This window comes from Streptomyces sp. NPDC031418 (assembly GCF_055581605.1).
The window spans coordinates 218,460-244,420 of the sequence record NZ_JBVIJC010000003.1 but is presented as its reverse complement, the minus strand read 5'-3'; the positions used below and the strand labels follow the sequence as shown (position 1 = coordinate 244,420).

Annotated in this window: 23 protein-coding genes; 13 read left to right on the top strand and 10 right to left on the bottom strand. The window is 72.9% G+C overall.

The window, feature by feature from the left end:
• Positions 1 to 8: 8 nt before the first annotated feature.
• Positions 9 to 710, bottom strand: a complete 702-nt coding sequence (locus ACZ5CZ_RS05250; RefSeq protein ID WP_468939344.1) for a VOC family protein — start codon at positions 708 to 710, stop codon at positions 9 to 11.
• Positions 711 to 775: 65 nt separating this feature from the next.
• Complete coding sequence (locus ACZ5CZ_RS05245; protein WP_468939341.1) at positions 776 to 1,225, bottom strand: NUDIX hydrolase; 450 nt, start codon at positions 1,223 to 1,225, stop codon at positions 776 to 778.
• Between the two features lie 91 nt (positions 1,226 to 1,316).
• Here ACZ5CZ_RS05245 and ACZ5CZ_RS05240 point away from each other — a divergent pair, with 91 nt between their 5' ends.
• Positions 1,317 to 2,054: a phosphotransferase gene (locus ACZ5CZ_RS05240; protein WP_468939338.1), complete on the top strand. Its 738-nt coding sequence runs from the start codon at positions 1,317 to 1,319 to the stop codon at positions 2,052 to 2,054.
• Between the two features lie 53 nt (positions 2,055 to 2,107).
• Here the strand turns inward: ACZ5CZ_RS05240 and ACZ5CZ_RS05235 are convergent, their stop codons facing one another.
• From ACZ5CZ_RS05235 to ACZ5CZ_RS05220, 4 genes are read right to left on the bottom strand one after another with little or no spacing between them, the layout of a single operon-like run.
• Positions 2,108 to 3,268, bottom strand: coding sequence for an acyl-CoA dehydrogenase family protein (locus ACZ5CZ_RS05235; RefSeq protein WP_468939337.1), 1,161 nt, complete (start codon positions 3,266 to 3,268; stop codon positions 2,108 to 2,110).
• 5 nt (positions 3,269 to 3,273) lie between these two features.
• The gene (locus ACZ5CZ_RS05230; RefSeq protein ID WP_385843787.1) at positions 3,274 to 4,218 is read right to left on the bottom strand and encodes a hydroxymethylglutaryl-CoA lyase; all 945 of its coding nucleotides are present in this window, start codon (positions 4,216 to 4,218) and stop codon (positions 3,274 to 3,276) included.
• Complete coding sequence (locus ACZ5CZ_RS05225; RefSeq protein WP_385843788.1) at positions 4,215 to 6,131, bottom strand: acetyl/propionyl/methylcrotonyl-CoA carboxylase subunit alpha; 1,917 nt, start codon at positions 6,129 to 6,131, stop codon at positions 4,215 to 4,217. The genes ACZ5CZ_RS05230 and ACZ5CZ_RS05225 overlap by 4 nt, the downstream gene beginning before the upstream one ends.
• Before the next feature lie 11 nt (positions 6,132 to 6,142).
• Positions 6,143 to 7,759, bottom strand: coding sequence for a carboxyl transferase domain-containing protein (locus tag ACZ5CZ_RS05220; protein WP_468939333.1), 1,617 nt, complete (start codon positions 7,757 to 7,759; stop codon positions 6,143 to 6,145).
• An 84-nt stretch (positions 7,760 to 7,843) separates the two neighbouring features.
• Here ACZ5CZ_RS05220 and ACZ5CZ_RS05215 point away from each other — a divergent pair, with 84 nt between their 5' ends.
• The 4 genes from ACZ5CZ_RS05215 (at position 7,844) to ACZ5CZ_RS05200 (ending at position 11,319) form a co-directional block, all read left to right on the top strand.
• Positions 7,844 to 8,443 carry an SACE_7040 family transcriptional regulator gene (locus ACZ5CZ_RS05215; protein WP_385843790.1) on the top strand — a complete coding sequence of 200 codons (600 nt, stop codon included), beginning with the start codon at positions 7,844 to 7,846 and terminating at the stop codon, positions 8,441 to 8,443.
• Positions 8,444 to 8,546: 103 nt separating this feature from the next.
• Positions 8,547 to 9,704 carry an acyl-CoA dehydrogenase family protein gene (locus ACZ5CZ_RS05210; protein WP_385843791.1) on the top strand — a complete coding sequence of 386 codons (1,158 nt, stop codon included), beginning with the start codon at positions 8,547 to 8,549 and terminating at the stop codon, positions 9,702 to 9,704.
• A 47-nt stretch (positions 9,705 to 9,751) separates the two neighbouring features.
• Positions 9,752 to 10,618: an acyl-CoA thioesterase II gene (gene tesB, locus ACZ5CZ_RS05205; protein WP_468939328.1), complete on the top strand. Its 867-nt coding sequence runs from the start codon at positions 9,752 to 9,754 to the stop codon at positions 10,616 to 10,618.
• A 332-nt stretch (positions 10,619 to 10,950) separates the two neighbouring features.
• A complete protein-coding gene (locus ACZ5CZ_RS05200) occupies positions 10,951 to 11,319 on the top strand; it encodes a hypothetical protein (protein WP_468939325.1) in 369 nt (122 codons plus the stop codon).
• A gap of 74 nt (positions 11,320 to 11,393) precedes the next feature.
• Here the strand turns inward: ACZ5CZ_RS05200 and ACZ5CZ_RS05195 are convergent, their stop codons facing one another.
• Positions 11,394 to 12,185: a phosphatase gene (locus ACZ5CZ_RS05195; protein WP_385843794.1), complete on the bottom strand. Its 792-nt coding sequence runs from the start codon at positions 12,183 to 12,185 to the stop codon at positions 11,394 to 11,396.
• An 88-nt stretch (positions 12,186 to 12,273) separates the two neighbouring features.
• On the bottom strand, positions 12,274 to 13,740 hold the full coding sequence (locus ACZ5CZ_RS05190; protein WP_468939322.1) for a PucR family transcriptional regulator: 1,467 nt from the start codon (positions 13,738 to 13,740) through the stop codon (positions 12,274 to 12,276).
• A gap of 133 nt (positions 13,741 to 13,873) precedes the next feature.
• Between ACZ5CZ_RS05190 and speB the strand changes: the two genes are divergently transcribed.
• Together speB and ACZ5CZ_RS05180 are read left to right on the top strand one after the other, a co-directional pair.
• Positions 13,874 to 14,854 carry an agmatinase gene (gene speB / locus ACZ5CZ_RS05185; RefSeq protein WP_385843796.1) on the top strand — a complete coding sequence of 327 codons (981 nt, stop codon included), beginning with the start codon at positions 13,874 to 13,876 and terminating at the stop codon, positions 14,852 to 14,854.
• Positions 14,851 to 16,536, top strand: coding sequence for a thiamine pyrophosphate-binding protein (locus tag ACZ5CZ_RS05180; RefSeq protein ID WP_468939320.1), 1,686 nt, complete (start codon positions 14,851 to 14,853; stop codon positions 16,534 to 16,536). The genes speB and ACZ5CZ_RS05180 overlap by 4 nt, the downstream gene beginning before the upstream one ends.
• Before the next feature lie 81 nt (positions 16,537 to 16,617).
• Here ACZ5CZ_RS05180 and ACZ5CZ_RS05175 read toward each other — a convergent pair whose 3' ends face one another.
• Positions 16,618 to 17,034 carry a peptidoglycan-binding domain-containing protein gene (locus tag ACZ5CZ_RS05175; protein WP_468939317.1) on the bottom strand — a complete coding sequence of 139 codons (417 nt, stop codon included), beginning with the start codon at positions 17,032 to 17,034 and terminating at the stop codon, positions 16,618 to 16,620.
• 327 nt (positions 17,035 to 17,361) lie between these two features.
• Here ACZ5CZ_RS05175 and ACZ5CZ_RS05170 point away from each other — a divergent pair, with 327 nt between their 5' ends.
• Together ACZ5CZ_RS05170 and ACZ5CZ_RS05165 are read left to right on the top strand one after the other, a co-directional pair.
• Positions 17,362 to 18,171, top strand: coding sequence for a helix-turn-helix domain-containing protein (locus ACZ5CZ_RS05170; RefSeq protein ID WP_468939314.1), 810 nt, complete (start codon positions 17,362 to 17,364; stop codon positions 18,169 to 18,171).
• Positions 18,168 to 19,034 carry a helix-turn-helix domain-containing protein gene (locus tag ACZ5CZ_RS05165; RefSeq protein WP_468939312.1) on the top strand — a complete coding sequence of 289 codons (867 nt, stop codon included), beginning with the start codon at positions 18,168 to 18,170 and terminating at the stop codon, positions 19,032 to 19,034. The genes ACZ5CZ_RS05170 and ACZ5CZ_RS05165 overlap by 4 nt, the downstream gene beginning before the upstream one ends.
• A gap of 34 nt (positions 19,035 to 19,068) precedes the next feature.
• On the opposite strand, the gene ACZ5CZ_RS05160 is transcribed toward ACZ5CZ_RS05165, so the two are convergent.
• Positions 19,069 to 19,440, bottom strand: coding sequence for a hypothetical protein (locus ACZ5CZ_RS05160; RefSeq protein ID WP_468939309.1), 372 nt, complete (start codon positions 19,438 to 19,440; stop codon positions 19,069 to 19,071).
• 159 nt (positions 19,441 to 19,599) lie between these two features.
• Here ACZ5CZ_RS05160 and ACZ5CZ_RS05155 point away from each other — a divergent pair, with 159 nt between their 5' ends.
• The 4 genes from ACZ5CZ_RS05155 (at position 19,600) to ACZ5CZ_RS05140 (ending at position 25,955) form a co-directional block, all read left to right on the top strand.
• Positions 19,600 to 20,517 carry a serine hydrolase gene (locus tag ACZ5CZ_RS05155; protein ID WP_467548707.1) on the top strand — a complete coding sequence of 306 codons (918 nt, stop codon included), beginning with the start codon at positions 19,600 to 19,602 and terminating at the stop codon, positions 20,515 to 20,517.
• Positions 20,518 to 20,602: 85 nt separating this feature from the next.
• Complete coding sequence (locus ACZ5CZ_RS05150) at positions 20,603 to 21,631, top strand: esterase-like activity of phytase family protein (protein ID WP_468939306.1); 1,029 nt, start codon at positions 20,603 to 20,605, stop codon at positions 21,629 to 21,631.
• 92 nt (positions 21,632 to 21,723) lie between these two features.
• Complete coding sequence (locus ACZ5CZ_RS05145) at positions 21,724 to 25,443, top strand: ABC transporter ATP-binding protein (protein WP_468939303.1); 3,720 nt, start codon at positions 21,724 to 21,726, stop codon at positions 25,441 to 25,443.
• Positions 25,444 to 25,562: 119 nt separating this feature from the next.
• Positions 25,563 to 25,955, top strand: coding sequence for a hypothetical protein (locus tag ACZ5CZ_RS05140; RefSeq protein WP_468939301.1), 393 nt, complete (start codon positions 25,563 to 25,565; stop codon positions 25,953 to 25,955).
• Positions 25,956 to 25,961: the final 6 nt, after the last annotated feature.

Sequence of the window (25,961 nt, the reverse complement as noted above, 5' to 3'; positions counted from 1 at the left end):
GCCTAACCTCAGTCGATCTCCCAGAGGGTGCCCTGAGGCGGGCCGGCCACACCGACACACGCCTCGTTCCCCTCGGGATCGGCCAGCACCCGGTTCGACGGCGCGTCGGCGTCGTTCACCAGACGGCCCCCGGCCGCGAGCGCCGCGGCGATCCGCGCCTCGGCCTGGTCGTACGGCACCCACACGTCGACGTGCACCCGGTTGCGCTGCGGACGCGGCGCGTCCATCCGCTGGAAGTAGAACGGCGCCCCGCGCCGCCGCGGATCGATGAGATCCTCCCCACTGCCCGCCTGGTCCTGATGACCGAGCAGGGCCCGCCAGAACGCCACCACCCCGGGACCGGCGAGGGCGTCGACGGTGACCTGGACGGTCTGCACGGCGGACGGATCGGCCGGTACGCCCAGCGCACGAGCCACGTCGGAAATCCGCCGGGCCAGCTCCACATGCCGTTCGGTCAGCCCGTAGTAGTCGTCCGTGACCGCGATCAGCCGTACGGTCACCCCCTCCTGCCGCACATCCACATCCGGGTGCTCGCCGTCACCCGCCGGTATCTCACTGATCGCCTGCACGAACCGGGCCCCGGCCACGAACGACCCGGTCCGAAAACACGCACACGCCCCCTCACCCACGACCCGCCAGTCCTCGACTCCGGCACTCCGGTGGAACTGCTGAGGCCTGATGCGGTGGGTGCTGCTCGGTGTGTTGGTCATGTGGGGACGGTAGTGGGCGGGTCTGACAAGTCCCGGGCGTCAGGCGTGACTTGGGCGCGGCCCGTCTACGGCTCGACGGTGGCCTCCCTGCTGGCGAGCAGCAGTGCCAAGGGGCCGCCCGGGAGGAGGAAGCGGCCTGCGTCAACAGCCTTGAGCGCGTCATCCAGGGACCACCACATGAGCGTGAAGTCCGCTTCCCACGGCATGAGCTGCTGTGGCCCGAGGGTCAGCTGCGTGGCCTCGAACAGGTGCAGTCTGGCGGGCGAGTCGGGGACCATGACGTACGAGCCCAGGGGTCGCCAGGACTCGGCGACGATGCCGGCCTCTTCTCGGAGCTCGCGGCGGGCGCACTCTTCAGGGGTCTCGCCGGGTTCCGCCTTGCCGCCGGGGAGGAACAGGTACTCGCCTCCATGCCGGGGGAAGGCTGCGGTCAGGACGGCGACCCGTCCGTGACGGTCGCGTGCGACGATCACGGCGGCATCGGGCTTGGTGTCACTGCCGGGGACGTGGTCCATGCTTCGGCAGCGTAACTGTGGGCCCCATGAGCAGTACGGCGAACGGCACGTTCAGCACGGTGGGGTGGGCGGTCAGGCAGGCTGGGGGGGGATGGCTGAGTCGCTCTTGCCCGGAGGTTTCGTCAGTGCCGTGGTGCGGGTCGGGGACACGGTGCGCCGGCCGGTCTCGGCGCGTACGGGGTTCGTGGGGGAGTTGCTGAGGTTGCTGGAGGCCAGGGGCTGGAGTGGTGCTCCGCGGTATCTCGGTGTGGACGACGAGGGCCGTGAGGTGCTCGGTTACCTCGAGGGCCATGTGGCTTGGGAGCCGCGACAGCCCGCTGCCGTGTCCTCGGACGCAAGTCTGGTGACGGTCGCCCGGCTCGTGCGGGACTTCCACGACCTGACGGCCGGGACCCCGCTGGCCGGTGACCGGGAGGTCGTGTGTCACAACGACCTGTCGCCGAAGAACACGGTCTACCGGCTGCGCGGGGGCGAGCTTCGGCCGACGGCGTTCATCGACTGGGACCTTGCCGCGCCGGGCGCGCGGATCCATGACATCGCCCATGTCTGCTGGCAGTACCTCGGCCTGGGCCCCTCGGTCACAGACGTCGGGGAGGCAGCCCGGCGCATGAGGCTGATCGCCGACAGCTACGGGCTGTCCGACCGGCAGGATCTCGTGGCCACGATCCTGTGGTGGCAGGACCGGTGCCGGCGGGGCATCGAAGCCGGGGCCGACGCGGGTGACATCGCCATGGCCCGGCTCCGTGACGCGGGGGCCGTGCGGGAGGTTCAGGCGGCCCGTCAGTGGGTCTCCGAACACCGGGAGGTGCTGGAACGCTCACTGAGATGACCGCTGGAGGGGGACTGCGGTCCGTGGTCCCCTCCAGCGAGTACTTCCGTGCCTCAGCTCACCAGCCCCAGCTCCCGCGCGATCAGCATCCGCTGGACCTCGCTCGTGCCCTCGCCGATTTCCAGGATCTTGGAGTCGCGCCACATGCGGGCCACCGGGTACTCGTTCATGAAGCCGTAGCCGCCGTGGATCTGTGTGGCGTCGCGGGCGTTGTCCACGGCGACCGTGGAGGAGTACAGCTTGGCCAGGGCCGCCTCCTTCTTGAAGGGTTCGCCGGCGACCAGGCGGGACGCCGCGTCGCGCCAGGCGAGGCGGGCCGTGTGGGCCTTCATCTCCATGTCGGCGATCTTGAACTGGATGGCCTGGTTGGCGCCGATCGGGCGGCCGAAGGCGTGGCGTTCCTTGGCGTACTTGACCGACTCGTCGACGCAGCCCTGCGCCAGGCCCGTGCCGAGCGCCGCGATGGCGATGCGGCCCTCGTCCAGGATGCGCAGGAACTGGGCGTAGCCGCGGCCCTCCTCGCCGAGCAGGTTGGCGGCGGGCACGCGGACGTCCTGGAAGGACAGCTCACGGGTGTCGGAGGCGTTCCAGCCGACCTTGGAGTAGGGCGCGGCGACCGTGAAGCCGGGGGTGCCGGAGGGCACGATGATCGAGGAGATCAGCGGCCTGCCGTCCGGCTTGCGGCCGGTGACCGCGGTGACCGTCACCAGCCCGGTGATGTCCGTGCCGGAGTTGGTGATGAAGCACTTGGAGCCGTTGATCACCCATTCGTCGGTGTCCGGGTCCAGGCGGGCCGTCGTCCGGGTGGCGCCGGCGTCGCTGCCGCCCTCCGGCTCGGTCAGCCCGAACGCGCCCAGGATCTCGCCCGCGCACAGCCGGGGCAGCCACTCGCGCTTCTGCTCCTCGGTGCCGAAGAGGTGCAGGGGCATCGCGCCGAGCGAGACCCCGGCCTCCAGGGTGATGGCCACCGAGGAGTCCACCCGGGCCAGTTCCTCCAGGGCGAGGCCGAGGGCCAGATAGTCGCCGCCCATCCCGCCGTACTCCTCCGGGAACGGCAGCCCGAACAGGCCCATCCGGCCCATCTCGCGGACGATCTCGTACGGGAACTCGTGCCGCTCGTAGAAGTCGCCGATCTTCGGCGCCACCACGTCGTGCGCGAACTCCTCCACCGTACGGCGGAGTTCCTCCAGCTCGGGGCTGAGACGGTGGTCCATGCTGATCACTGGTCCTTGTGGGAGAGAGCGCGGACGGTACGGGAGGGGCTGGGGCGGCCCAGCTGTTCGGCCATCCACACGCTGGTGGCGGTCAGACGGCCGAGGTCGACCCCGGTCTCGATGCCGAGTCCGTGCAGCATCCAGACGAGGTCCTCGGTGGCGAGATTGCCGGTGGCGGACTTGGCGTACGGGCAGCCGCCGAGGCCGCCGGCGGACGCGTCGACCGTCGTCACGCCGTGCTCCAAGGCCGCGTAGGTGTTGGCGAGCGCCTGGCCGTAGGTGTCGTGGAAGTGCACGCCGAGCACGTCCGTCGGCACGCCTTCCTCATCGAGCAGACCGAGCAGGGCGCGGACGTGGCCGGGGGTGGCGACGCCGATGGTGTCGCCGAGGCTCAGCTCGTCGCAGCCCATGTCCCGCAGCGCCGTGCAGACCCGGGCCACCTGGTGCAGCGGGACCGGGCCTTCCCAGGGGTCGCCGAAGCACATCGACACATAGCCGCGGACGTGCGCGCCCGCGTCCTTGGCCTGCCGCACCACCGGCTCGAACACGGCCAGCGACTCGTCCAGAGTGCGGTTGAGGTTGGCCTTGGCGAAGGACTCGGTGGCGCTGGCGAACACGGCGATGCGCTCGGCGCCGAGGGCCAGCGCGCGGTCCAGGCCGCGTTGGTTGGGCACCAGCACCGGCAGGGCCACCCCGGGCAGGCCGCTCACCATCGGGAACAGCTGCTCGGCGTCGGCCAGTTGGGGCACCCACTTGGGGTGCACGAAGCTGGTCGCCTCGACGGTCGTCAGGCCCGCGTCGGCCAGCCGGCGGATGAACTCCGCCTTGACCTCGGTCGGTACGGCCGTCTTCTCGTTCTGGAGGCCGTCGCGCGCGCCGACCTCGTGGATCCGCACCCGCGCGGGCAGGCCGGACGCGGTTACGGCCATGGGCAGACCCTGCGCGCTCACTCCGCCACCTCCTCGTGCGGGGTGACGACGGCCAGCACCTGGTCCATGGCGACCGTCGTCCCCGGTGTCACATCCAGTTCGGCGACCGTGCCCGCGTGCGGGGCGGAGATGACGTGCTCCATCTTCATCGCCTCCACCACCAGCAGGCTCTGGCCGGCGGCCACCTCGTCGCCGACGGCGACCTTCACCACGGTCACGGTGCCCGGCATGGGCGCGGTGAGGGAGTCCGCGCCCGCGTGGGCCGAGCCGCTGAGCGACGCGGCCACCGGGTCGTGGTCCCGGACCAGCCAGGCCTCGCCGTCCCGGCCGAGCCAGTCACCGGCGCGGTGGAAGGTGTGCCGGACCCCGTCCAGGGTGACGCCGACCCGGTCCTCGGTGACGGTGTGCGTGCCGCGCGGGCTGTACCGCACCGGGTCCTGCACCCGCAGGTGGAAGGCGGGCGGCTTGGGGGTGCCGCCCAGGCGCCAGCCGTTCGGCACCGAGAACGGGTCCGTCCAGCCGTCGGTGCGCGGCTTCAGCCGCTCCAGCCGCACGGCCGCCGCCGCCTCGTACACCTCCTCCGGTACGTCGGTGGAGACCAGGTCGTCCACCGCGCGCTCGACCAGGCCGGTGTCCAGGTCGCCCTGGACGACCGCCGGGTGGGCGAGCAGGCGGCGCAGGAAGCCCGCATTGGTCGGCACGCCCAGGGTGACCGTGTCGGCGAGGGCCGCACGGAGCCTGCGCAGCGCGGTCGCGCGGTCGGGGCCGTACGCGATGACCTTGGACAGCATCGGGTCGTACAGGCTGCCGACCTCGGTGCCCTCGCTGAGCCCGGAGTCGGTGCGGACGCCCTCGCCCTGGGGCTCGTGGAGCCTGAGGACGGTGCCGCCGGAGGGCAGGAAGCCGCGGGCCGGGTCCTCGGCGCAGATGCGGGCCTCGACCGCGTGCCCGGTCAGGGTCACGTCCTCCTGCGCGAAGCCCAGCTTCTCGCCGGCCGCCACCCGCAGCTGCCACTCGACCAGGTCCAGGCCGGTGACCAGCTCGGTGACCGGGTGCTCCACCTGGAGACGGGTGTTCATCTCCATGAAGTAGTACGACGAGGGGTCGCCGCCCGGCACGATGAACTCCACCGTGCCCGCGCCCCGGTACCCGCACGAGCGGGCCGCCTGCACGGCCGCCTCGCCCATCGCGGCCCGGGTCTCCTCGTCCAGGAGGACGCTCGGCGCCTCCTCGATGATCTTCTGGTGGCGTCGCTGGAGCGAGCACTCGCGCTCGCCGAGGTGGACCACGTTGCCGTGGCCGTCGGCAAGCACCTGGATCTCGATGTGCCGGGGCCGGTCGACCCACCGCTCCACCAGCAGCGTGTCGTCGCCGAAGGAGGCGCGGGCCTCGCGTCGGGCGGCGGCGATCTCCTCCTCCAGCACGGTCATGTCCCGCACCAGCCGCATGCCCTTGCCGCCACCGCCGGCGGAGGGCTTGAGCAGCACGGGCGCGCCCAGCGCACGGGCCGCCTCGGCCAGCTCGGGGTCCCGGCCGCCGGGCACCACCGGCACCCCGGCCGCCTGCACCGTCTCCTTGGCCCGGATCTTGTCGCCCATGAGCGCGATCGCGTCCGCGGACGGGCCGATGAAGACCAGCCCCGCCTCCTCGCAGGCGCGTGCGAAGGCGGCGTTCTCGGCGAGGAAGCCGTACCCGGGGTGGACCGCCTGGGCGCCGGTGCGGGCGGCGGCCTCGAGCAGCCGCTCCACCGACAGATAGCTCTCGGCCGCGGGCGCCGGACCGATCCGTACCGCCGTGTCGGCCTCCCGGACGTGCCGCGCGTCGGCGTCGGCGTCGGAGAAGACCGCCACCGAGCGCACGCCCAGCGAGCGGAGCGTACGGATGACGCGTACGGCGATCTCGCCCCGGTTGGCCACCAGCACTGTGTCGAACACGGTTCCCCTCCTCACATCCGGAAGACGCCGAACTGGGGGTCTCCCAGGGGCGCGTTGGCACAGGCGGTCAGGGCGAGGCCCAGCACCTGGCGGGTGTCCATCGGGTCGATCACGCCGTCGTCCCAGAGGCGGGCGGTGGCGTAGTAGGCGTTGCCCTGGCGCTCGTACTGCGCGCGGATGGGCGCCTTGAAGCTCTCCTCGTCCTCGGCGGGCCACTCCTCGCCGCGCGCCTCCAACTGGTCGCGCTTGACCGTGGCGAGGACGGACGCGGCCTGTTCGCCGCCCATGACGGAGATCTTGGCGTTGGGCCACATCCACAGGAAGCGGGGCGAGTAGGCCCGGCCGCACATCGAGTAGTTGCCCGCGCCGTACGAGCCGCCGACCACCACCGTCAGCTTCGGCACGCGCGTGCAGGCCACCGCGGTGACCATCTTGGCGCCGTGCTTGGCGATGCCGCCGGCCTCGTAGTCCCTGCCGACCATGAAGCCGGAGATGTTCTGGAGGAACACCAGCGGGATCCCGCGCTGGTCGCACAGCTCGATGAAGTGGGCGCCCTTCTGGGCGGACTCGGAGAACAGGATGCCGTTGTTGGCGACGATCCCGACCGGGTGGCCGTGGATGCGCGCGAAGCCGGTGACGAGGGTCTGCCCGAACTCGGCCTTGAACTCGGCGAACCGGGAGCCGTCGACCACGCGCGCGATGATCTCGCGGACGTCGTAGGGGGTACGGCTGCCGACCGGGACGGCGCCGTACAGCCCGGCCGGGTCGACCTTGGGCTCCACCGCGGGCCGGACCTCCCACGGCAGGGACTGCCGGGCCGGGAGGGTGGCGACGATGTTCCGGACGATCCGGAGCGCGTGCGCGTCGTCCTCGGCGAGGTGGTCGGTGACGCCGGACACCCGCGAGTGGACCTCGCCGCCGCCCAGCTCCTCCGCGGTGACGACCTCGCCGGTCGCCGCCTTCACCAGCGGCGGGCCGCCCAGGAAGATGGTCCCCTGGTTGCGGACGATCACCGCCTCGTCGCTCATCGCGGGGACGTACGCGCCGCCCGCCGTGCACGAGCCGAGGACGGCCGCGATCTGCGGGATCCCGGCGCCCGACATCCGGGCCTGGTTGTAGAAGATCCGCCCGAAGTGGTCCCGGTCCGGGAACACCTCGTCCTGCATCGGCAGGAAGGCGCCGCCGGAGTCCACCAGGTAGACGCACGGCAGCCGGTTGTCCAGGGCCACCTCCTGGGCGCGCAGGTGCTTCTTCACGGTCATCGGGTAGTACGTCCCGCCCTTGACCGTGGCGTCATTGGCGACGATCACGCACTCGCGTCCGCTGACCCGGCCGATGCCGGCGATGACCCCGGCGGCCGGGGCCTGTCCGTCGTACATCCCGTCGGCCGCGAGCGGAGCCAGTTCGAGAAAGGGCGAGCCCGGGTCGAGCAGCGTGTCCACCCTGTCCCTCGGCAGCAGCTTGCCGCGCGCGGTGTGCCGGGCCCGGGCCTTCTCGCCGCCGCCGAGTGCCGCCGCGGACAGCTTGCCGCGCAGCTCCTCGACCAGGGCGAGATGTGCCTCTTCGTTGGCCCGCCAGGCTTCCGACGCGGGATCGGCCGCGCTGTGAAGCTCCGGTGCCTCCTGCATCCTGCGGTCCCCTCACCGGTTAATGAGCGTTAACCATTTCCTCCAGGTTAACGACCGCTAACCTCGCTGTCTAGAATTGATGGCATGGTCACCAGAACCGACGCCACGACCCGCCGCGAGCAGATCCTCAAGGAGGCCGCCCGGCTCTTCGCCGAGCGCGGCTTCCACGGCGTCGGGGTCGACGAGATAGGCGCCGCCGTCGGCATCAGCGGCCCCGGCCTCTACCGGCACTTCCCGGGCAAGGACGCGATGCTGGCCGAGCTGCTGGTCGGCATCAGCGGCCGGCTGCTGACCGGGGCCAAGCGGCGGCTGGCGGAGTCCGACGGCCACACCGGCCCCTCGGCGGTCCTGGACTCCCTCATCGAGGGCCACATCGACTTCGCGCTGGACGACCGTCCGCTGATCACCCTGCACGACCGCGAGCTGGACCGGCTGCGCGACAGCGACCGCAAGCTGGTCCGCCAGCTCCAGCGGCAGTACGTCGAGCTGTGGGTCGAGGTGGTCCGGGAGGTGTACCCCGGTCTGTCGGAGCCCTCGGCCCGCTCGGCCGTCCACTCCGTGTTCGGCCTGCTGAACTCCACCCCGCACCTGGGCCGCGCCGGCACCCTGCCGAGCCGCGCGGCGACAGCGGCCCTGCTGCACCGGATGGCGCGCGGGGCGTTCGGGGCGGCGCAGGGCGACTGACGCGCCCGCCCGCGTGGTCAAGCTCACCCTGGACGGCTGGGCCTACCCGTCGGTATCTTCGAATCTGAGCAAGCGCTTAGACAGGTACCTGGAGGTGGGCGGCGTGCGCCGTACGGTGTTCAACGAGGATCACGAGGCGTTCCGGGAGACCCTGCGCGCCTTCATCGAGGCCGAGGTCGTCCCCGTCTACGACGAGTGGTTCGCCGCCGGCCAGGCTCCCCGCGACTTCTACTACAAGCTCGGCGAGCTGGGCATCTTCGGCATCAACGTGCCCGAGGAGTTCGGCGGCGCGGGCCTGGACAGCCACAAGTTCGAGGCCGTCCTGTACGAGGAGACCGCCCGCGCCGGCGTTCAGTTCGGCGGCTCCGGGGTGCACGTGCTGCTCGCCCTGCCGTACATCAAGATGCTCGCCACCGACGAGCAGAAGAAGCGCTACCTGCCGAAGTTCGTCACCGGCGAGGAGATGTGGGCCATCGCGATGACGGAGCCGGGCACCGGTTCCGACCTCGCGGGCATGAAGTCCACCGCCAAGCTCTCCGAGGACGGCACCCACTACGTCCTCAACGGCGCCAAGACCTTCATCACCGGTGGCGTGCACGCCGACCGCGTGATCGTGTGCGCCCGCACCGCCGCGCCGACCGCCGAGGACCGCCGGCACGGCATCTCGCTGTTCGCCGTGGACACCAAGTCCGAGGGCTACTCGGTCGGCCGCAAGCTGGACAAGCTGGGCCTGCGCACCTCCGACACCGCCGAGCTGGCCTTCGTCGACGTCAAGGTGCCGGTCGAGGACCTGCTCGGCGAGGAGAACAAGGGCTTCTACTACCTCGGCCACAACCTGGCCTCGGAGCGCTGGGGCATCGCCTTCGGCGCCTACGCCCAGGCCAAGGCCGCCGTCCGGTTCGCCAAGCAGTACGTGCAGGAGCGCACCGTCTTCGGCAAGCCGGTCGCCCACTTCCAGAACACCAAGTTCGAGCTGGCCGCCTGCCAGGCCGAGGTGGACGCCGCCGAGGCCGTCGCCGACCGCGCCACGGAGGCCCTGGACGCCGGTGAGCTGACCCCCGCCGAGGCCGCCTCCGCCAAGCTGTTCTGCACCGAGGTCGCGCACCGCGTGATCGACCGCTGCCTCCAGCTGCACGGCGGCTACGGCTACATGAACGAGTACCCGATCGCCCGCCTGTACGCGGACAACCGCGTCAACCGCATCTACGGCGGCACCAGCGAGATCATGAAGTCGATCATCGCCAAGGACATGGGCCTGTAAAGGGTCCGCGAGACCGAGGAAACGACTGGCGGGTACAACTGTCTGCCATGAGCCAGGCACTCCAGGATCTCCTCGATCTGCTCGACCTCGAGCCGATCGAGGAGAACATCTTCCGCGGCCGGTCCCGCTCCGCCGTGGTCCCCCGGGTCTTCGGCGGACAGGTGGCGGCGCAGGCGCTGGTCGCGGCCGGCCGGACGGTCCCCGCGGACCGTCCCGCCCACTCCCTGCACGCCTACTTCCTGCGCCCGGGCGACCCCGGCGCGCCCATCGTCTACACGGTCGACCGCATCCGCGACGGCCGCTCCTTCACCACCCGCCGGGTGGTCGCGGTCCAGCACGGCAAGCCGATCTTCCATCTCTCGGCGTCCTTCCAGACGTACGAGGAGGGCCTGGACCACCAGGCCCCGATGCCGTCCGCCCCGGACCCGGCGACCCTGCCCACCTCGCAGGAGCGGCTGCGCGGCTACGACCACCTCGCCCCCGACGTCGTCGAGCGCTTCCTGGAGGCCCGTGAGGCGATCGACCTGCGCTATGTGGACGAGCCGCCGTACGGCGAGTTCGGCGCGCCGCGCGAGCCGCACAGCCAGGTGTGGTTCCGCACCAACGGCAAGCTGGACGACGACCCGCTCCAGCATGTCGTCCTCGCCACCTATGTCTCCGACATGACCCTGCTCGACTCCGTGCTGCTCGCGCACGGCCGCGGCGGCTGGGCGGTCGGCGACGTCGTGGGCGCCTCGCTGGACCACGCGATGTGGTTCCACCGCCCCTTCCGCGCCGACGAATGGCTGCTGTACGACCAGGAGTCGCCCTCCGCGCACGGCGGCCGCGGCCTCGGCCAGGCCCGGATCTACACCCAGGACGGGCAGCTCGCCATCACGGTGATCCAGGAGGGCGTGGTCCGCGTCCCGCGCTGAGCCGTTCCGCCCGGGTTGCGCGTGCCCCGTGGGGGTCTAGGCTCATGAGTGAAAGCCGCAGTGGACGGCATGCCCGGCCGACGAGGTACCGGATCGTCTCGGACCTCAGCCGCACACCCGGGGCGCGTGAGGCGCACGGGTGACTCGCAGGCGTCGGCGGTGCCCGCCGTTCCAAGGAACGATCTGCGGTGAACCTGAAGACCGTGCCGCGATCGCTTTCCACCGCACGCGGTGACGGCCATCCATTTCGCGTCCCCGTCCGGAGCCGCGAGAGACGATGGAACGGAAGGGCAATTCCCATGCGAGCACAGCGCACGAGGCGTCTTGTCGCGATGTCCGCAGCCGGCCTTGCGCTGGCCGGCGGAGCCGCGCTCGGCGCGGCGGGCACCGCCTCAGCGGCCCCGGCACACCACAACGACCACGGTTCCTACAGCAGGTCCTGCGACGACGACTCCAACCGCCACAACCGCTGGTGGAACGACGACGACTGCGACAACGGCCGCTTCAACAACCGTCACGACGACCGCGGCGACCGTGGCGACCACGGTGACCACGGCGGCTACGGCGACCGCGGCGACCGCGGAGACCGCGGTGACCACGGCGGCTACGGCGACCGTGGCGACTTCGGAGACCACGGCGGCGGTGGCGACCACGGTGGCTACGGCGGCGGTGGCGACCACGGAGGCCGTGGCGGCTACTGATCCCACAGCGTCCTGACACACGATGTGCGGCCCCGTCGCGGGACCGCACATTCGTGTCGGGGCGTGCCCGCGGCTCAGGCCGACAGCCCGGCCTCCGCGAGGAGATAGGCGGTCATCGGGTCGTAGTAGCGGGGGCTCGGCACATGGTCGTCGAGCGGGACGGCGACCTGGAGGGTGCCCTCGGACTCGGCGAGGAACAGCGCCGGGTCGTTGCAGTCGGCGTACCCGACCGAGTCCACCCCGTGCTGTGCGGCGTACCCGGCCCAGCCGTGGTCGGCGACCACCAGATCGGGCAGCGGACGCCCGGCCCGCTCAAGCCCCGTCAGGATGGCCCGCATGGGCGCCCCGGAGTGGGTGTGCCACAGCGTGGCCCCGTGCTCCAGCACGGCCACGTCGGCGAACTGCATGACATAGCCCTCCTCCGTCTGGAGCCCGTCCGGGATGACGACGATCTCGCAGCCGGCGGCGCGCAGCGCGGCGGCCGTGGCCCGGTGCACGTCCAGCAGGCCGCCCGGGTGCCCGGTCGCGAACAGCACCCGCTGCCGCCCCTCGGCCGCCTTGCGCAGCCGTGCCGCCATCCGGTGCAGGGCGTCCACGGTCAGCTCGGGGTCGATGGTGTCCTGGCCGTACCGGTACTCGGGATCGTCGTTGACGCCGACCCGCTCCGCCATCACCGCGAGCACGTCCTGCTCGTCCGCCCAGCGCTCGCCGAGTTCCAGGCCCAGCCAGTAGTTGCGGTTGCCGTTGGCCAGCTGGCGGTAGTGGGAGAGGTTGTTCTCGCGGGGCGTGGCGACGTCCCCCGCGATACGGGTCCTCACCAGATGGTCGACGAGCTGGGCGCGGCTGGGTGTCCCGGATATCGGCATGCCTCTTATTGTGAGGCAGCCCGCCGCCCCCCGTCCCCGGGATATCGCCCGCTGGGACGGCCGCCGCGCGCGCACGGGTGACGGGTGCTCAGCCCTGTCGCAGCGCGAACCACAGTTCCATGCGCTGGTCCGGGTCGTCCAGGTCGGTGTCCAGCAGGGACGCGCAGCGGGCGATGCGTTGGCGGACGGTGTTGCGGTGCACGTCCAGGGCGACCGCCGTGCGGTCCCAACTGCCGTGCAGGGAGAGCCAGGTGCGCAGGGTCTCGACGAGTTCCGGGCGGCCGGAGAGGGGGGCGAGCAGGGTGCGGGCGTGGGCCTCGGCCTCGGCCGGGGGGACCAGGTCGGTGACGGTCGGGCGGGCGTGGTGCCGGGCCAGGGGGCTGCGGGTCGCACGGGCGCGGGCCAGGGCGCGGGCCGCCTGGCGGTCGGCGGCCGGCCACTCCTCCGGCCCGACGGCCGCGCTCACCCCCAGGGTCCAGCCGGTCTGCGGCTCCGGTTCCCGCCCGGCGGGCACCAGCACGCGTACGACGTCACCGGCCAGGTCCACCAGCGGCGAGCCCAGCGCCGTCCCCAGGGCGGAGGCGGACACCGCGTCCGGGGGCTGGGCCTCGGCGCGGGCGTGCACCACGAGCCACGGCGCCGGGCCCAGCAGCGGGGCCACCGCGCCGGGCGCCGCGCCGAGCAGCACCCGCACCAGCGCCGCCGACCGGGCCGCCCCGCTGCCGCTCAGCTGCTCCCCGGTGAGCAGGGCCAGCAGTACGGCGGCGACGGAGGCGATGGTGTGGTCGCCGGGGCCTTGGCCGGGCGTGGCGACACCGAGGACGAAGCCGCCCTCGGTGCCCAGGGCGTAGCAGGCCAGACGGGTGGCACCGGCCGTGTCGGCGGCGGAGGCGGCCCGGGGCGCCGTACCCCCCGAGGGCCGTACGACCTCCGCCAGCGCGGCGAGGGCGTCGGCCGCCTCCCGCGCGGGCTTCCGGCCCGCCGCCGCGATCACCGCGCCGTCGGGGCCGTACAGCACCGCGCGGCCGCCCAGGTGCCGGGCCAGCCGGTGCAGCACCGAGGGGACGGGGTCGGGCCGGGCGGCGGCGGCCGCGAGGCTCTGCTGGGCCTCCGTGACCCGGCGCAGCTCCGCCAGCCGGGCCTGCGCCATCAGCTGCCACACCGCCCGGGCCACACCGGAGAAGGTGGTCTGCGGCGGGACCTCCAGCAGCGGCAGCCCGTGCCGGTCGCAGGCGGCGACCAGGGCCGGCGGGACGGTGTCGTGCACGGGCGCCACGCCGAAGCCGAGGGCCGCGCCGCCCGCCGCCACGATCCGGGAGACATAGGCGTCGAAGATCTCCGCGCCGGCCCCCGACGGGATGTGCACGCCGGCCGTCAGCAGCAGCTCGCCGCCCAGCAGATACGGGTACGGGTCGGCCATCTCCGAGGTGTGCGCCCAGTGCACCGCCACCTCCGGCCCGGCCGGGCCCGCGATCTGCCGCAGCGCGAGATCCTCGCGGGCCAGCAGGGCCGACAGCGGGACGGGCGGGGTGGGCGGGGTGATCGGTTCCGGCATGATGTGCGCTTCCTCCACTCCCACCCGCTCCAGATGGAGGAAACGTACACTTCGCAGTCGCTTTCCGGCCACTTAGTGTCGATACCGGTCACCCGCGTGAGCGGTCCCGCGTGAGAAAGAAGGAATGCGCATCATGAACGGCAACGGCACGCCCCGCGGTCCCGTCGACTCCTCCCGCATCCCGCGGTACGCCGGCCCCGCGACCTTCGCCCGGCTGCCCCGCCTGGACGAGGTCGGCACCGCCGACGTCGCCGTCGTGGGCGTCCCCTTCGACTCCGGCGTCTCCTACCGGCCCGGCGCCCGCTTCGGCGGCAACGCCATCCGGGAGGCCTCCCGGCTGCTGCGCCCCTACAACCCCGCGCAGGACGCCTCCCCCTTCGCCCTGGCCCAGGTGGCGGACGGCGGCGACATCGCCGTGAACCCGTTCAACATCAACGAGGCCGTGGAGACCGTCGAGGCGGCGGCCGACGAGCTGCTCGGCACCGGCGCCCGGCTGATGACCCTGGGCGGCGACCACACCATCGCCCTGCCCCTGCTGCGCAGCGTCGCGAAGAAGCACGGCCCCGTCGCCCTGCTGCACTTCGACGCCCACCTCGACACCTGGGACACCTACTTCGGCGCCGAGTACACGCACGGCACCCCGTTCCGCCGGGCGGTCGAAGAGGGCATCCTCGACACCTCCGCCCTCTCGCACGTCGGCACCCGCGGCCCGCTCTACGGCAAGCAGGACCTCACCGACGACGAGAAGATGGGCTTCGGCATCGTCACCTCGGCCGACATCTACCGCCGGGGCGCCGACGAGGTCGCCGACCAGCTGCGCCAGCGCATCGGCGACCGCCCGCTGTACATCTCCATCGACATCGACTGCCTCGACCCGGCCCACGCCCCCGGCACCGGCACCCCCGAGGCCGGCGGCATGACCTCCCGCGAGCTGCTGGAGATCCTGCGCGGCCTGGCATCGTGCAACCTGGTGTCGGCGGACGTCGTCGAGGTCGCCCCCGCGTACGACCACGCGGAGATCACCTCGGTCGCGGCCTCCCACACGGCGTACGAACTGACCACGATCATGTCCCGGCAGATCGCGGCGGCCCGCGAGGAGAACGAGAGCAAGTGACCCACGACCACGACCTGGTACTCCGCCCCACCCCGGCGCAGACGGCCGCCGCCCTGAACCCGCCGGCCGGGCGCATCGGCGGAGACCTGGTCGTGGAAACCCTGGCCGGGCTCGGCGCGACGACCGTCTTCGGCCTGCCCGGCCAGCACGCGCTCGGCATGTTCGACGCCTTGCGCCGCTCGTCACTCACCTATGTGGGCCTGCGCGTGGAGAACAACGCCGGGTTCGCGGCGGACGCGTACGGCCGGATCACCGGCGAGGCCGCCCCGCTGCTGCTGTCCACCGGACCCGGCGCGCTGACCTCCCTGGCCGCGCTCCAGGAGGCCGCCGCCGCCTCCGCCCCGGTCCTGGCGATCAGCAGCCAGGTCCCGACCGCGGGCCTCGGCGGCGGCCGCCGCGGCTACCTCCACGAACTCCCCGACCAGGCGGCCTCCTTCCGGGACGTGGTGAAGTCGGTGCACACGGTCCGCGCGCAGTCCCAGATCCCGTCCGCGATCGCGGCGGCCTGGAAGTCCGCGCTGACCGCCCCGCACGGCCCGGTGTGGGTGGAGATCCCGCAGGACGTGCTGGCGGCACCCGCGTCCCTGCCGGTGGTCACCGCCCCCGACGCGACCCCGGACGACCTGCCCCCGCGCCCCGAACTCACCGCGCTCGCCGCCCACCTGCTGTCGCACGCACGGCGTCCGGCGATCATCGCCGGCGGCGGGGTGGTGCGCGCGGACGCCTCGGGCAAGCTGCGGCAGCTGGCCGAGAAGCTGGACGCGCCGGTGGTCACCACCTTCGGCGGCAAGGGCGCCTTCCCCTGGCGGCACCGGCTCTCGCTCCAGTCCTGGCTGGAGGACCGCCACACCACCGACTTCCTCGAGGACGCGGACGTCCTGCTGGTCGTCGGCTCCGGCCTCGGCGAACTCTCCTCCAACTACCACACGTTCGCCCCGCGCGGCCGGGTGATCCAGATCGAGGCGGACCTCGGCAAGCTGGAGTCCAACCACCCCGCCCTCGGCATCCACGCGGACGCCCGCCCAGCCCTCCAGGCCCTGCTGGAGACGGTCGAGGAGCGCACGGACCCGACGGCACCGGAGCGGGTGAAGACCCTCCTCGCAAAGGTCGCCGGACGCCTCGCGGCCCAGGAACTCGCCCTGGAACAGGACGTGTTGACGGCGGTCCGGCGGGCCCTGCCGGCCGGCGCCCCGTCCTTCTGGGACATGACGATCCTGTCCTACTGGGCCTGGTCCGCGTTCGACCCGCACGGCCCCAACACCATGCACTCGGCCCAGGGCGCCGGCGGCCTCGGCTACGCCTTCCCGGCCGCGCTCGGCGCGGCGGTGGCCGACCCCACCCGGCCGGTGCTCGCGGTCTCCGGCGACGGCGGGGCGGCGTACTCGATCGCGGAGCTGGCCACGGCCCGGCAGTACGGGCTGGACGTCACCTGGCTGATCGTCGACGACGGCGGCTACGGCATCCTCCGCGAGTACATGACGGACGCCTTCGGCCGGACCACGGCGACCGAACTCGCCCGCCCCGACTTCGTCGCCCTCGCCGAGTCCTTCGGCGTCCCGGCCGTCCGTACGACCCCCCAGGCGCTGGAGCAGGACCTGGCCGCGGCACTGGCCTCCCCGGGCCCCTCGGTGGTCGTCCTCCCCGCGGTGCTCCGCATGTTCGCGCCGACACACCTGGGCTGACGGCACGCACGCCGACGGCGGCCCGTCCCTCCCCCGGGGGAGACGGGCCGCCGCCTCACCGGCCGCGCGGGCCGGACCGGCTCACTTGAGCCGCAGCTCCTTCCAGGTCTTCGTGCCGACGATGCCGTCGTACGGCTTGACGTGGAAGGTCTGCTGGAACCAGATGACGGCCTTCTTGGTCTTGGTGCCGAAGTCGCCGTCGACCGTCAGCTTCGGCTTGTAGGCGGTGGTCTGGTTGATGATCGCCTGGACCTCCCGGACGGCGTTGCCCTTCGAGCCGTACTTCACGGTCGCGTGGCCCTTGTAGTAGCCGCAGGAGAAGCCGAAGCCGTTCTTGTAGACGCACTTGTGCGAGGCGACCATGCTCGCCGAGGCGGTGTGGGCGGCGATGGCGGGCCGGGCGGTGGCGGCGCTGGCGACACCGCCGGCCGTGCCGCCGAGCAGGGCGAGCGTCGCGATACCGATGCCGATGGACGTGCGCGTTGCGCTGATGGCCATGAGGTACTCCCCGTATCGGGTCGATGGGATCGGTCGCAACGAGCGGACCGGTGCGGTGCGGATCCGTCGTTGCCCCACCGAGAGTGCAGGCCGAGTCCAGGACGCGCCCAGCCCCTCCGGCAAGGTGCCGCACCCACGGGACGTCCCACCCCCCGACCTGCGGGGACGCCCCGCGCCCTGAGGCGCCGGCGGGACGGCCGGCCGCCCGGCGGACGCCCGTCGGGCGGCCGAAACCGTGCGCTCGCCCGGACCGGCCCGCAACCACCGGCGCCCGGCGGGGCATCCTCGTCGGGGAGTGGCAACAGGCATGGGCATCTGGGGGAATTCATGTCTCGTTGGAAGCAGCTGCCGGACTCGCTCGATCCGCGTGTGCGGCAACTCGTCGCCCATATGCGGCGGATCAAGGACCACAGCGGTCTCGGACTCCAGGCGCTGGCCGTGCGCACCGGCTACAGCCGCGCCTCCTGGGACCGCTATCTCAACGGCCGTTCGCTGCCGCCGCAGCAGGCCGTCGCGGCACTGGCCCGCGCCTGCGACGTGGACCCCGCCCGGCTGCTGGCCCTGCACGAGGTGGCCGTGGCGGCGGGCCGGGCGACGGACACGGAGGAAGAGCAGACACCGGAACAGGAGGTTCGGGAGGGGGAGTACGGGGCGGTGCCGCGCGGGGGCCGGCCCGGCCGGAGGCGGGTGCTCGTCACCGTCCTCGCGGCGGTCCTGCTCGCCTCGGCCGTGATCGCGCTGCTGGTCGCCGCGCCCTGGGCGGGCCGGCGGGAGCGCACCGACGAGCGGCCGGTCTCGGCGACCGCCACGGCCTCGCCCACCGATCCGGCCGAGGCGCACGGCGCGTTCGTGTTCCACCCGGGCAAGGACCACCCCTGCCCTGTGCGGCGCGGCGCGGACGGCCTCCTCCACGCCGGGTACAGCAGCACCAGGGTCGCTCTGATCGGCACCGGTTCCACCGCCTGGTCCGTCGTCGAGGCCCAGTGCCTGCTGCGCCACCACGGCATCTCACCGGGGATCGCGGACGGCATGTTCGGCTCCCGCACCGAACGCGCGGTGGAGCGGATGCAGGACCGGGCGCACCTGCGCGTGGACGGGATCATCGGCGAGGACACCTGGGGGGTGCTGCGGAAATGAGCCCCGGCGAGCGGGCGGTGGAGCGCGAGCGGCTGGCCGAGGCGCTGCGCGCGCTGCGCGCCGGAACCGGGCTGAGCCTGGCCACGCTGGCCGCGAAGACCCCGTACAGCAAGTCCTCCTGGGACCGCTATCTGAGCGGCGCGACCCTGCCGCCCCGGCAGGCCGTCGCGGCACTGTGCGCACTGGCGGGCGCGGACCCGGGGCGGCCGCTCGCCCTGTGGGAACTGGCCGACGCGGTGTCGAGCGGGCGCGCGGCGGTCGGCCGCCGGCCCGGCCCGCCGTCGCCCGCCCCGGCCGAGCCGCGGCCCCGGCCGCCACGGGAGCCGGAGCCGCAGCCGGCCGAGGGTGCCGGGCCCGCCCGCCGGCGTCTGCTCGCCGGGGTCGTCGGCGGGCTCGCGGTGGCCGGGGTGGTGGTGCCGCTGGCGCTCACCGGCGCCTTCGGCGGGGCCGCTGGACCGGGCCCGCGCACCACGCCCTCGGCGTCCGCGCCCCCCTGGCCGGCCGTGAAGTCCTGCCACGGCGGCGGCTGCACCGGCAAGGACCCCGAGACGTACGGCTGCGGAGCCGCCCCGGTGCCCCTGACCGTCGCCCGGCAGAGCTTCTCCGGGCCGACCGTGGTCAAGATCCGGCACAGCAGCGCCTGTGGCGCGGTGTGGGTGCGGATCGACCTCGGGCAGGTGGGGGACCGGGCGGAGATCCTCGTACCGCATCACGCCCCGGCGCGGATCGAGGTCAGGGACCGGTGGGACGCGAAGGACTCGCTGTCCACCCCGATGGTCGCCGCGTCCCGCTCCGACCTGGCCGGGGTCCGGGCCTGCCTGGTCCGGGCGGGCGAGCGGCACTGCTTCGGCCCGGACCGGTAGAGGGGAGGGGGGACACCGGGCGCAGGCCCGGTTCTCAGGGCAGCAGCGCGGCGAACTTCTCGCGGTAGGCGGCGAGTTGGTCGTCGTAGCCGTCGGTGAAGTCCTTGAGCTCCACGCGGCTTATGCAGTCCGAGTACGGCAGGGGTCCGTCCTTCAGCAGCTCGGGTATCGACAGCAGCACGGCGGTCGCCGCCTCCCACTGCGGTCCACCCCGTTCGCGGGCCCTGAGCAGGGCGTCGTACGGGTTCGACCGCAGCGCGTCGATCCGCTCCGCGGGGCTGTCCTTGCCCTGGAAGGCGTCCGGGCCGGGCAGCCGTACCCCCGGTTTCGCGAGCAGCCGCAGCACCGCCACCGCCGCGAACAGCCGCCCGGAACGCCTTACCTGACTCTCACTCTTCTCCGGCATGCCGGAAGCATTGCCACCCCCGCCGCAGTTCGAACTCCGGCCCCTGCGAACATGCGTACAACTCGCGGCCGTACCTGCGAGTCCCATCAGTGGGCGCGCACGACCGCGCCGACGGCGTTCAGCGGAACGCCCGTACGAGCTTCAAGGGGGAACCTCTTCATGCGACACCGGATATCCGGCCGCGCGCTGGCCGCCGCCCTCGGCGCCGCGCTGTTCGTCCCGGCCGTGGCCGCCGCCACCCCGGCCGCGGCCACCTCGCCCGCCGTCAGCTGCACCTCCGCCAAGGCGGGCCTGGCGGCCAAGCTCCAGAAGGACATCACCGCCGCCCTGGCGAACCGCAAGAGCACGGTCGCCCTCGGCGTGTACGACCGCTCCACCAAGACCACCTGCACGCTGCGGGCCACCAGCTCCTACGACTCGGCCAGCACGGTCAAGGTGACCGTCCTCGCCACGCTGCTGTGGGACGCCAAGAAGCACAACCGCTATCTGACGAGCACCGAGCAGTCGCTCGCCACGGCCATGATCACCCAGTCCGACAACGCCGCGACCAGCAAGCTCTGGAAGCAGCTCGGCCTGACCAAGATCAAGGGCTTCCTCGCCGCCGCCGGCATGACCAAGACGGTGCCGGGCGCGGACGGCTACTGGGGCCTGACCCAGGAGAACATCACCGACGAGCAGAAGCTGCTCCAGCTCGTCACCGCCAAGAACAGCGTGCTGAGCGACAACGCCCGCGCCTACATCCTGAAGCTGATGGGCCAGGTCGAGTCCGACCAGCGCTGGGGCACCCCGGCCGGAGCGCCCTCCTCTGTCCACGTGCACGTCAAGAACGGCTGGCTCCAGCGCTCCACGCACGGCTGGCGGGTGCACAGCCTCGGCACCTTCAACGGCGCCGGCCACGACTACATGATCTCGGTGCTGACCCAGGACAACAGCACCATGGACTACGGCGTCGCCACCATCCAGAACGTCGCCAGGGCCATCCACAAGGACCTGGTGCCGACCACCCCCGGCACGGCGGTCTTCACCCCGACCAGCACCCCGCGCGAGGCCTTCGTCGCGGTGCCGCCGCAGGGCTGACACACACGGCCGACGGGAGGCCGGCCGGGGCGGCGTTCCCGCCGCGGCCTCCCGAAGGTCACCTTCCGGATCTACGGTGGCGACCATGCGTCTGAGAACCTTGCTCGCCACCGTCACCGCCGGCCTGGCGGCGGCCACCTGCCTGACCGCCGCCGGGCCCGCCAGTGCCAACACCCCGGAGAACCACGCCTGTTCGCCGTCCGTCTCCCTCGACCGCTTCTCCGACGCGCTCGACAAGACGACGTACGACGGCACGTTCGCCGGCAACTTCTCCGCCCTCGCGACGGACCGGGACGGCTCGCTCGCGGCCCTGGAGGACCGTTCCTCCCTCTTCGACCTGGACCCGGACACCCTCCAGCCGAGGCGCGTCGTCCACCTCGCCGACGAGCAGGGCGCCGACCTCGACTCCGAGGGCCTGGTCATCGACCGGGACGGCACCCGGCTGATCACCTCCGAGAACGAACCGTCCGTGCGCCGCTACGCCGCCGACGGCACCCTCCTCGACCGCCTCCCCGTCCCCTCCCCCCTCCTGGTCGCCCCGGCCGGCCGCGCCACCGCCAACCAGACCTTCGAGGGCCTGACCCTGCTGCCCGGCGGCCACACCCTGCTGGCCTCCATGGAGTACGCGATCTCCGGGGACTCGGCCGGGATCGTCCGCCTCCAGACCTGGCGGCGCACCCCGGACGACCACTTCCGGCTCGCGGCCCAGTACGCCTACCGCACCGACCCCGGCCTCGGCGTCCCCGAGGTGCAGGCCCTGCCCGGCGGCCGCCTGCTGGTCCTGGAGCGCGGCTTCACCCCCGGCGTCGGCAACACCGTCCGCCTCTACCTGGCCGACCTGCGCCACGCCACGGACACCAGCGGCATCGACACCCTCACCGGCCAGAGCGATGTCCGGCTGGCCGGGAAGACCCTGCTGACCGACATCGCCGACTGCCCGTCCCTGGGCGCCACCGCGAAGCAGCCCCAGCCGAACCCCCTCCTGGACAACATCGAGGGCATGACGGTCACGGGCCGCGACCGCACCGGCCGGCTGAAGGTCGTCCTGGTCAGCGACGACAACCAGAACCCGGTCCAGACGACGAGGTTCTACTACCTGCGGGTGCGGGTCTGACCCGGGCCCGAATTGTTACGGCGGGATGAAATCACCGCCCGAGGACGTTGGTGCCTTCCGGTAGAGCAGGTCGGAACACCGGAGGGCATCGCGTGGCAGCGCAACGGGGATGGGCACGACGACTGGCGGCCTACGCCTGGCGATATCCGAAGGACGTCGTCCTGGCGCTCGGATCCTCGCTGGCGGGCATGGCCGTCATGGCCGTGGTCCCGCTGATCACCAAGGTGATCATCGACGACGTCATCGGCGCCCACACCCGCTCCATGGCCCCCTGGGCCGGCGCCCTCGTCGGCGCCGCCGTCCTCGTCTACGCCTCCACCTACATCCGCCGCTACTACGGCGGCCGTCTCGCCCTCGACGTCCAGCACGACCTGCGGACCGAGATGTACGGCACGATCACCCGCCTCGACGGCCGCCGCCAGGACGAACTCTCCACCGGCCAGGTCGTCGGCCGGGCCACCAGCGACCTCCAGCTGATCCAGGGCCTGCTCTTCATGCTCCCGATGACCATCGGGAACGTCCTGCTCTTCCTGATCTCCCTGGCGATCATGGCGTATCTCTCGCTGCCGCTGACCCTGGTCGCCCTCGCCGTCGCGCCCGCGCTCGGCTGGATCGCCCGGCGCAGCCGCACCCGGCTGCACCCCGCCACCTGGTACTCCCAGGCCCAGGCCGCCGCCGTGGCGGGCGTGGTCGACGGCGCGGTGAGCGGCGTCCGCGTGGTGAAGGGCTTCGGGCAGGAGGAGCAGGAGACGCAGAAGCTGCGCGAGGTCGGCCGCCGCCTCTTCGCCGGGCGCCTGCGCACGATACGGCTGAACAGTGTCTACACCCCGGCCCTCCAGGCCGTCCCGGCGCTCGGCCAGGTCGCCATGCTGGCCCTCGGCGGCTGGCTGGCCGTGCGCGGGCACATCACCCTCGGCACCTTCGTCGCCTTCTCCACCTACCTCGCCCAGCTGGTCGGCCCGGTCCGCATGCTGGCGATGGTCCTCACCGTGGGCCAGCAGGCCCGGGCCGGCACCGAGCGGGTGCTGGAGCTGATCGACACCGAGCCGACGCTGAAGGAGGGCACCAAGACGCTGCCCGCCGACGCCCCCGCGACGGTCGAGTTCGACGACGTCTCCTTCGGCTACGACGACGAGCGCCCCGTCCTCAAGGGCCTCAGCTTCGAGATACGCCCGGGTGAGACCCTCGCCGTCGTCGGCTCCTCCGGCTCCGGCAAGTCCACCCTCTCCCTGCTCCTGCCGCGCTTCTACGACGTCACCCGCGGCGCCGTCCTGATCGGCGGCCACGACGTCCGCGAGCTGACCCTGGACTCCCTGCGGGCCGCGATCGGCCTGGTCCCCGAGGACTCCTTCCTCTTCTCCGACACCGTCCGCAACAACATCGCCTACGGCCGCCCGGACGCCACCCAGGAGGAGATCGAGGCCGCCGCCCGCGCCGCCCAGGCCGACGGGTTCGTCCGGGAGCTGCCGGACGGCTACGACACCAAGGTCGGCGAACACGGCCTGACCCTCTCCGGCGGCCAGCGCCAGCGCCTCGCGCTCGCCCGCGCCCTGCTCACCGACCCCCGGCTGCTCGTCCTGGACGACGCCACCTCGGCGGTCGACGCCCGCGTGGAGCACGAGATCCACGAGGCCCTGGCACGGGTGATGGAGGGCCGTACCACCCTCCTCATCGCCCATCGCCGCTCCACCCTCAACCTCGCCGACCGGATCGCCGTACTCGACGGCGGCCGCCTCGCCGACCTGGGCACGCACGAGGAACTCCAGCAGCGCTCGGCGCTCTACCGGCGGCTGCTCACCGACCCGGACGAGCTGGGCGGGGTCTCCCCGGGCCACCCCGAACCCGCCCTGCCGGCGGAGGACACCAGCGTCCGCGCCGAGCTGGACGCCGAGTTCGACGCCGAGCGGGGCGTCACCCCGAGGCTGTGGACCGGCGCCCGGGAGCCCAAGGACCAGGCGCTCGGCGGCACCCCGGCCACGCCCGAGCTGCTCGCCCAGGTGGCGGCGCTGCCCCCGGCCACCGACACCCCCGACATAGACGAGACCCGCGCGGTCCGCCCCGAGGACTCCTACGGCCTGCGCCGTCTGCTGCACGGCTTCGGCCTGCCCCTGCTGGTCAGCCTGCTGCTGGTCGCGGCGGACGCGGGCGCCGGCCTGCTGCTGCCGGTGCTGATCCGGCACGGCATCGACCAGGGCGTCAGCAAGGTGGCGCTGGGCGCGGTCTGGACGGCGGCCCTGCTGGGCCTGGGCACGGTCGTGGTGCAGTGGGCGGCGCAGGTCGGTGAGACCCGGATGACCGGCCGCACCGGCGAACGCGTCCTGTACGCGCTCCGGCTGAAGATCTTCGCCCAGCTCCAGCGGCTCGGCCTCGACTACTACGAGCGCGAGCTGACCGGCCGGATCATGACCCGGATGACCACGGACGTCGACGCGCTGTCCACCTTCCTCCAGACCGGCCTGGTCACCGCGTTCGTCTCGGTCGTCACCTTCTTCGGCATCATGGTCGCCCTGCTGGTGCTCGACGTACAGCTGGCCCTGGTCGTCTTCGCGACGCTGCCCCCGCTGGTCGTGGCCACCTTCTTCTTCCGCCGGGCGAGCGTGAAGGCGTACGAGCTGGCCCGCGAGCGGGTCTCCGCGGTCAACGCCGACCTCCAGGAGTCCGTGTCCGGGCTGCGGATCGTGCAGGCCTTCCGGCGGGAGCGGGACGGCGCCCGGCGCTTCGCCGAGCGCAGCGCCGACTACCGCTCCGCCCGCATCCGCGGCCAGTGGCTGATATCCATCTACTTCCCCTTCGTCCAGCTGCTGTCCTCGGTGGCCTCGGCGTCCGTGCTGATCGCCGGCGCGAGCCGGGTCGAGGCGGCCACCCTGACCACCGGCGCCCTGGTCGCCTACCTCCTGTACATCGACCTCTTCTTCGCCCCCGTCCAGCAGCTCTCCCAGGTCTTCGACGGCTACCAGCAGGCCACCGTCTCGCTGGGCCGCATCCAGGAACTGCTGCGCGAGCCGGCCTCCACCGGGACCGCCGAGGAGCCGCGGGAGGTACGGTCCCTGCGCGGCGACATCACCTTCGAGGACGTGCACTTCTCCTACGGCGCCGACGAGGAGGCGCTGAGCGGCATCGACCTGACGATCCCGGCCGGCCAGACGGTCGCCTTCGTCGGCGAGACGGGCGCCGGAAAGTCGACCCTCGTCAAGCTGGTGGCCCGCTACTACGACCCCACCTCCGGCCGGGTCACGGCCGACGGCGCCGACCTGCGCACCCTGGACCTCACCTCGTACCGCCACCGCCTCGGCGTCGTCCCCCAGGAGGCGTACCTCTTCCCCGGCACGGTCCGCGACGCCATCGCCTACGGCCGCCCCGACGCCACCGACGCGGAGGTGGAGGCGGCGGCGCGGGCGGTCGGCGCGCACGAGATGATCGCCACCCTCGAGGGCGGCTACCTGCACGAGGTCGCCGAGCGCGGCCGCAACCTCTCGGCGGGCCAGCGCCAGCTGATCGCGCTCGCCCGCGCCGAACTGGTCGACCCCGACATCCTGCTGCTGGACGAGGCCACGGCCGCCCTGGACCTCGCCACCGAGGCCCAGGTCAACCAGGCCACCGACCGGCTGGCGGGCCGCCGTACCACCCTGGTGGTGGCCCACCGCCTCACCACCGCCGCCCGCGCCGACCGGGTCGTCGTCATGGACCACGGCCGGGTCGCGGAGGACGGCACCCACGAGGAACTCCTCGCCCGCGGCGGCCGGTACGCCGAGCTGTGGCGCACCTTCGTCGGCCAGGCCGAACCGGAGGCGCCGGTGGGCGTGCACGGGTGAGCCGCCCGCTCCCCGGACTGACGCGTTCCGCTGACGGCCGTGCAACCGTCGACACATGTCGTGCGTCCGTACATCAGTACGGTCCTGGGACGCAGGGCCGAGGTACGGGGAGGACGACAGTGGACAGTGGTGCGATACGCCGGCGCCTCGCGCTGGGTGCGACCGTGCTGGCCGCGTCCGGAGCGCTCGCGCTCGCGGTACCCGCGACCGCGCAGGCCTCGGGCGGCGGCAGCTGTGCCGGGCACGAGGTGCGGACCCTGAGCTTCCGGACCGGCGCGGTGCACATCTACCGTCACAACGCCTTCGTCTGCGCCGTCACCACCCCCAAGTCCGTCGGCGCCAGACGCCCGATGTCGGTCAGCATCCAGGCCCGCGGCAGCCGCCCGGTCATCGACAAGGGCACCTTCCGCTACCAGGCCGGCCCGGTCACCGTCCACGCGGGCCACCGCTGCGTGTGGGTGACGGGGGCGGTGGCCGGGCAGGGGGCTAGCTCGGGCTGGATTCTGTGCTGAGGATGC